A 6,081-nucleotide genomic window follows, 5' to 3' on the forward strand; every position below is an offset into this window, starting at 1 on the left:
CCGTTACTTGAGGCAGAGGCAGAAGGGGTGCCCGGCGGGGTCGAGATAGACCCGGAAGTCGCGCACCCCTTCGTCGTGCTGCACGAGCTTCGCGCCCAGCCCGACGACCTTGCGCTCGGCCTCGTCGATGTCCGCCCGGGCCACGTCGAAGTCCAGGTGCAGCTGCTGGGGCACGTCCTGGCCCGGCCACTGCGGCGGCCGGTAGTCGCTCTCCACCCGCTGGAAGGCCAGGACCCGGCCGTGGGGCCCGACGACCTCGATCCAGTCGTCCTCATCGCCCCGCGTCACCCGCCAGCCGAGCATCTGCGCGTAGAACTCCGCGAGCGCGGCGTGGTCGGGACAGTCCAGCACGGTGACACCCAAGGTGATCATGACGTTACCTCCATACGCGTCCAACCGGTAACTTCGTTTACTGCATGATGGCAGCTATCGGTAACATTGCAAGGTGGCATCCCGAACGGCCCCGGACTCCCTGCTCCTCGTACAGGACCTGGTCAACACCCTCGACGTCGAGACCGGCGCGGACACGCTGTGCGCCGACGGCGGCTCCCGCGCCTTCCTGCGCGACCACGGGTTCCCGGAACTCCCCCTGGAAAACGACGAATTGACCGTTCTCCAGCAGCTACGGGAGGCACTGCGCGCCGCCTGCCTGGCCCACACCACGGGCGCCCCGCTCCCCACCCCGGCGGCACGCACGCTCAACCGGCTGCTGGCCGAAGCACCCCTGGTACTGACCGTGACCGAAGACGGCCACCCCACGCTCCGCCCCGCCGACGGCCTCCAGGGCGCCGCCCACCTCACCGCCCACCTCGCCGCCGCGATGGCGACCGCGGTCGCCGACGGCACCTGGCCCCGACTCAAGGCCTGCGAGGCCCACGACTGCCGCTGGGCCTTCTACGACCGCAGTCCGGCCGCCCGCGGCCGTTGGTGCGACATGGCGGTCTGCGGGAGCCGGGCAAAGATGCGCACGTACCGCGCGAAGCGCGCGTAGCGCTTTGGGGTGCCTCCCACGTAGTTGGCCGTCCCGCCGCAAAGCGCAACGGCGAGCAGGTCCCGCGGCGGGAAAGCCAAGTACGTACGCGGCGCCGCAAAGCGGCACCGGCGAGCAACAACCGCGGCGGGACGGCCGAGTACGTGGGGAACTACGCCCGAGGTCGTCCGAGGGCCCGGTACGTCCAGCCGGCCTTGCGCCAGAGTTGGGGGTCGAGGGCGTTGCGGCCGTCCAGGATGCGGCGCTCGGCGGTGACCTCGGCCAGGGCCGCCGGGTCCAGCTCGCGGAACTCGCGCCATTCCGTCAGGTGCAGCACCACGTCCGCGCCGCGTACCGCCTCCAGTGCGGTGTCCGCGTAGGCCAGCGTCGGGAAGAGCCGGCGGGCGTTCTCCATGCCCTTGGGGTCGTAGACGGTGACCTGGCCGCCCTGGAGGTGGATCTGACCGGCGACGTTGAGCGCGGGGGAGTCCCGGACGTCGTCCGAGTCCGGCTTGAAGGTCGCGCCGAGGACCGCGACCCGCTTGCCGAGGAAGCCGCCGCCGACCGCGTCCCGGGCCAGCTCGACCATGTGGCCGCGGCGCCGCATGTTGATCGAGTCGATCTCGCGCAGGAAGGTCAGCGCCTGGTCGGCGCCCAGCTCACCGGCGCGCGCCATGAACGCCCGCAGGTCCTTCGGCAGGCAGCCGCCGCCGAAGCCGATGCCGGCCCGCAGGAACTTCTTGCCGATCCGCTCGTCGTGCCCGATCGCCTCGGCGAGCTTCAGCACGTCGCCGTCGGCCGCCTCGCAGACCTCGGCCATCGCGTTGATGAACGAGATCTTCGTCGCCAGGAAGGAGTTGGCGGAGGTCTTGACCAGCTCGGCCGTCGGGTAGTCCATGACGATGAACGGCGAGCCCTCGGCGATCGGCCTGGCGTAGATCTCGCGCAGCAGCTCCTCGGCCTTCTCGCCGGCCACACCCGCGACGATCCGGTCCGGGTGCAGGGTGTCCTGGACGGCGAAGCCCTCGCGCAGGAACTCCGGGTTCCAGGCCAGCTCGGCGGCCGGGCCGGCCGGGGCGGCGGCCGCCAGCCGCTCGGCGAGCCGGGCCGCGCTGCCCACCGGCACCGTCGACTTGCCGACCACCAGCGTGGGCCGGGTCAGGTGCGGCGCCAGCGCGTCGAAGGCGCTGTCCACGTAACTCATGTCGCAGGCGTACTCGCCGTGCTTCTGCGGGGTGTTCACGCAGACGAAGTGGACGTCGCCGAACGCGCCGGCCTCCTCGTAGGAGGTGGTGAAGCGCAGCCGCCCGGTGGAGCCCTCGATGCCGGCGACGTGGCGGCGCAGCAGCTCCGCGAGGCCCGGCTCGTACATCGGGACCTCGCCGCGCTGCAGCATCTCGATCTTCTCGGGGACCACGTCGAGCCCCAGCACCTCGAAGCCGAGCTCGGCCATGGCTGCGGCGTGGGTGGCGCCGAGGTAGCCGGTGCCGATCACGGTGATCTTGAGGGCCATGGGTGCTCCAGACGCATGCTGACGAAGACGGCCGGACCGAGCATAGTCGCGAGGGGAATGGCCTACTCCAGTCGCGCGGCGGGCAGGACCGTAACTGTCGGCAACCTCACGTATCCGCAGGCCGGGCGCGGAGCCTAGAATCCGGAGAGGTAAAGGGTTACTTAACGGTAGTTAGCACTGCCGGAGCTCAGGGGAGTGAGAGTTAGTGGCGGGAACCGCTGATTTCGATCTGTACCGGCCGTCCGAGGAGCACGACATGCTCCGCGAGTCGGTGCGCTCGCTCGCCGAGGCGAAGATCGCGCCGTTCGCCGCCGCGGTGGACGAGGAGGCCCGCTTCCCCCAGGAGGCGCTCGACGCGCTGGTCGTCAACGACCTGCACGCCGTCCACGTACCGGAGTCCTACGGCGGTGCCGGCGCCGACGCGCTGGCGACCGTCATCGTCATCGAGGAGGTCGCCCGGGTCTGCGCCTCGTCCTCCCTCATACCGGCCGTCAACAAGCTCGGTTCGCTGCCGGTGATCCTCTCCGGCTCCGAGGAGCTGAAGAAGAAGTACCTGGGCCCGCTCGCCGGCGGCGACGCGATGTTCTCGTACTGCCTGAGCGAGCCGGACGCCGGTTCCGACGCGGCCGGCATGAAGACCAAGGCCGTCCGGGACGGCGACCACTACGTCCTCAACGGCGTCAAGCGCTGGATCACCAACGCCGGCGTCAGCGAGTACTACACGGTGATGGCGGTCACCGACCCGGAGAAGCGCTCCAGGGGCATCTCCGCCTTCGTCGTCGAGAAGGGCGACGAGGGCGTCTCCTTCGGCGCCCCGGAGAAGAAGCTCGGCATCAAGGGCTCCCCGACCCGCGAGGTCTACCTCGACAACGTCCGCATCCCCGCCGACCGCATGATCGGCGAGGAGGGCACCGGCTTCGCCACGGCCATGAAGACCCTGGACCACACCCGCATCACCATCGCGGCCCAGGCGCTCGGCATCGCCCAGGGCGCGCTGGACTACGCCAAGGGCTACGTCCAGGAGCGCAAGCAGTTCGGCAAGCCGATCGGCGACTTCCAGGGCATCCAGTTCATGCTCGCCGACATGGCGATGAAGCTGGAGGCGGCCCGTCAGCTCACCTACGCCGCGGCGGCCCGCTCCGAGCGGATATCGGCCGGCGGCAAGGGCGAGGACCTGACCTTCTTCGGCGCCGCGGCCAAGTGCTACGCCTCGGACGCCGCCATGGAGATCACCACGGACGCGGTCCAGCTGCTCGGCGGCTACGGCTACACCCGCGACTACCCGCTGGAGCGGATGATGCGGGACGCCAAGATCACCCAGATCTACGAGGGCACCAACCAGGTCCAGCGCATCGTGATGGCGCGCAACCTGCCCCAGTAGGCCCCAGTAGGCCCCACGGCACACGGGTAAGGGGCCCGGACCGCACTCGCGGTCCGGGCCCCTTTCCGTGTCCGGCCCTGCGTCAGTTGCCGCTGACGGTGACCTTCTCGTCGTTGTTCAGCTGCTGGACCAGCTGCTGCAGCTTGGCCTTGTCCCACACCAGGTTGCCGCCGGTGGAGCCGGAGACCGGCATGTTCATCGACTTGCCGTCACCGCTGGTCACGCCCTTCATCGCGAAGAACATCTCGCCCAGGTCCCACAGGCTCATGTCCTTGTCGACGATCAGCGTGTCCAGGCCGGCACCCATCACCGGGTAGAGCTTGAACGGGTTGAGCACGGTGCTCGGCGTGGCCGTCTGGCCGGCCAGCGACGACAGGAACTTCTGCTGGTTCTTCGTCCGGTCCAGGTCACTGCCGGCGAAGGCGTGCCGGGTGCGGACGAAGGCGAGCGCCTGCTGGCCGTTGAGGGTCTGCTTGCCGGCCGGGAAGTCGGCGCCGGACCACTTGTCCTTGAACGCCTTGGGGATGTCCATCTCCACACCGCCGATGGCGTCCACGATGTTGGCGAAGCCGGCGAAGCCGATCTCGACGTAGTGGTCGATGTGCAGGTGGGTGTTGGCCTCGACGGTACGCACCAGCAGCTCCGGGCCGTCCTCGGCGTAGGCCGCGTTGAGCTTGGTGTGCCGTCCGGTGCCCGGGTACTTCTTGCCGGAGTCCGAGCCGACGAAGGACGGTATCTCGACGTCCGAGTCACGCGGCAGCGAGATCAGCGTGGGGCCGTTGCTGCCGTCGTGCAGGATCATCATCGAGTCGGTGCGCTTGCCCTCGGCGGAGCCGGTGTGCAGCTTCTTCTTCTCCTCGGCGGACATGCCCTCGCGGCTGTCCGAGCCGACGATCAGGTAGTTCGTGCCGTCGCCGGTCTCCGGCCGGTCGATGACCTTGCTGAGGTCGACCTGGCGGCGGAGCTTGCCGTCGGCCCAGAAGTACGTGGCGACCGAGGCGACCGCCAGGACGACGACCACGGTGATGATCGTCCACTTGATGCGCCGCCCCCAGCGCGGCCGCGGCCGTCCGCCGCCGTACCCGTCGTCGTAGCGGCCGCCACCGCCGCCACCGCCTCCGTAGACCTGGCCGGTGTTGTAACCGTCGTACGCGTCGTCGTAGCCCTGGGACTGCTGCGGCGGCACGGTCGCGCCCCTGCGGGGGGACATCGACGGCGGCAGCGGGGGCTCCTGCCGCTGATAGCCGGGGGCCGCGTCACGCCGCACCTGGGGCATGGCACGGGCACCCTCGGGGTCGGCACCGCTGCCGCGCCCGTATCCGTTGCCGTTCCGGTCGCCGGACCATCCGTTGGGCCACTCATTCATACCGGGCAGTGTGCACGGCCCAGGGGCCCGTCCCATAGGGCAGGTGCGGGATCGGGCCAGCCCTGTTGCAGACCTGATGCAAAGCGACGGCGGCGTTCCATCGCATATCGCAAGGGCCCGTGACCATTCCGACCTGCAAGAACGGAACCAGCCATTCCGGATACCGCCCACGTACCCGGCTCTCCTGCCGCGGGGTCCTTGTGGCATTCCCCACGTTCCGCTGCGCTTGGCTTTTCGCCCACGTACTTGGCTGTCCCGCCGTGGGGGGTGCTCGTCGTTGTGCGCTTTGCGGCGGCCCTGCACGTACCTGGCCGTCCCGCCGTGGGGGTTGCTCGTCGTTGTGCTTTGCGGCGCCCCGCACGTACCTGGTTGTCCCGCCGCGGGGCTTGGTCGCCGTTGTGCGCTTTGCGGCGCCCCGCACGTACCCGTCTCTCCCGCCGTGGGGTTTCTCGCCGTTGCGCCTGCGGCGGGCTGGGTTGTGTTGGGTGCGGTGACTGGCCTGCGGGGCCTTGTTCGTGGACTGCTGTCGCTTTACGTCCACGAACAAGGCCCCTCCGGCCCGTCCCCTCCCGTTGGGGAAGTGTGCGGGTGAGTGGGGGCGCGCGTTGTCGAGGATGCACCTGGTGTTGCGGGTCAGTGGGAATAGCTCGCCCGGTGCGTCGAGTTGTGGCCCCGCAGGGGGCCCTCACAACCCTTACGGGATCTGTTCGACCATCCCCTACGGGTCCCAACGGCCCCTTGTATCCCCAACGTCCACCCCCACCCGCCTTCTTCCCATCCCTCAACGGGAGGGGACGGGCCGGAGGGGCCGGTTGTGTGGACGTAAAGCGTCAGCAGTCCACACAACCGGC

5 protein-coding genes are annotated in these 6,081 nt (G+C 69.7%); 2 read left to right on the forward strand and 3 right to left on the reverse strand.

Translation table 11 applies throughout. From position 1 onward, the window contains the following. Window positions 1-3: 3 nt before the first annotated feature. Window positions 4-372, reverse strand: coding sequence for a VOC family protein (locus AB0E02_RS35940; protein WP_362147844.1), 369 nt, complete (start codon window positions 370-372; stop codon window positions 4-6). Window positions 373-445: 73 nt separating this feature from the next. Here AB0E02_RS35940 and AB0E02_RS35945 point away from each other — a divergent pair, with 73 nt between their 5' ends. Then, window positions 446-991, forward strand: coding sequence for a CGNR zinc finger domain-containing protein (locus AB0E02_RS35945; RefSeq protein ID WP_362147847.1), 546 nt, complete (start codon window positions 446-448; stop codon window positions 989-991). 151 nt (window positions 992-1,142) lie between these two features. Here the strand turns inward: AB0E02_RS35945 and AB0E02_RS35950 are convergent, their stop codons facing one another. After that, window positions 1,143-2,483, reverse strand: a complete 1,341-nt coding sequence (locus AB0E02_RS35950) for a UDP-glucose/GDP-mannose dehydrogenase family protein (protein WP_351541514.1) — start codon at window positions 2,481-2,483, stop codon at window positions 1,143-1,145. Window positions 2,484-2,688: 205 nt separating this feature from the next. Here AB0E02_RS35950 and AB0E02_RS35955 point away from each other — a divergent pair, with 205 nt between their 5' ends. Then, entirely contained in the window at window positions 2,689-3,864 is a 1,176-nt protein-coding gene (locus tag AB0E02_RS35955; RefSeq protein ID WP_362147850.1) for an acyl-CoA dehydrogenase, read from the forward strand. A gap of 82 nt (window positions 3,865-3,946) precedes the next feature. Here AB0E02_RS35955 and AB0E02_RS35960 read toward each other — a convergent pair whose 3' ends face one another. Continuing rightward, window positions 3,947-5,230, reverse strand: coding sequence for an LCP family protein (locus AB0E02_RS35960; RefSeq protein ID WP_362147853.1), 1,284 nt, complete (start codon window positions 5,228-5,230; stop codon window positions 3,947-3,949). Between the last annotated feature and the right edge of the window lie 851 nt (window positions 5,231-6,081).

The sequence above is a fragment of the Streptomyces sp. NPDC048196 genome, assembly GCF_040652715.1.
GTDB lineage: Bacteria > Actinomycetota > Actinomycetes > Streptomycetales > Streptomycetaceae > Streptomyces > Streptomyces siderophoricus.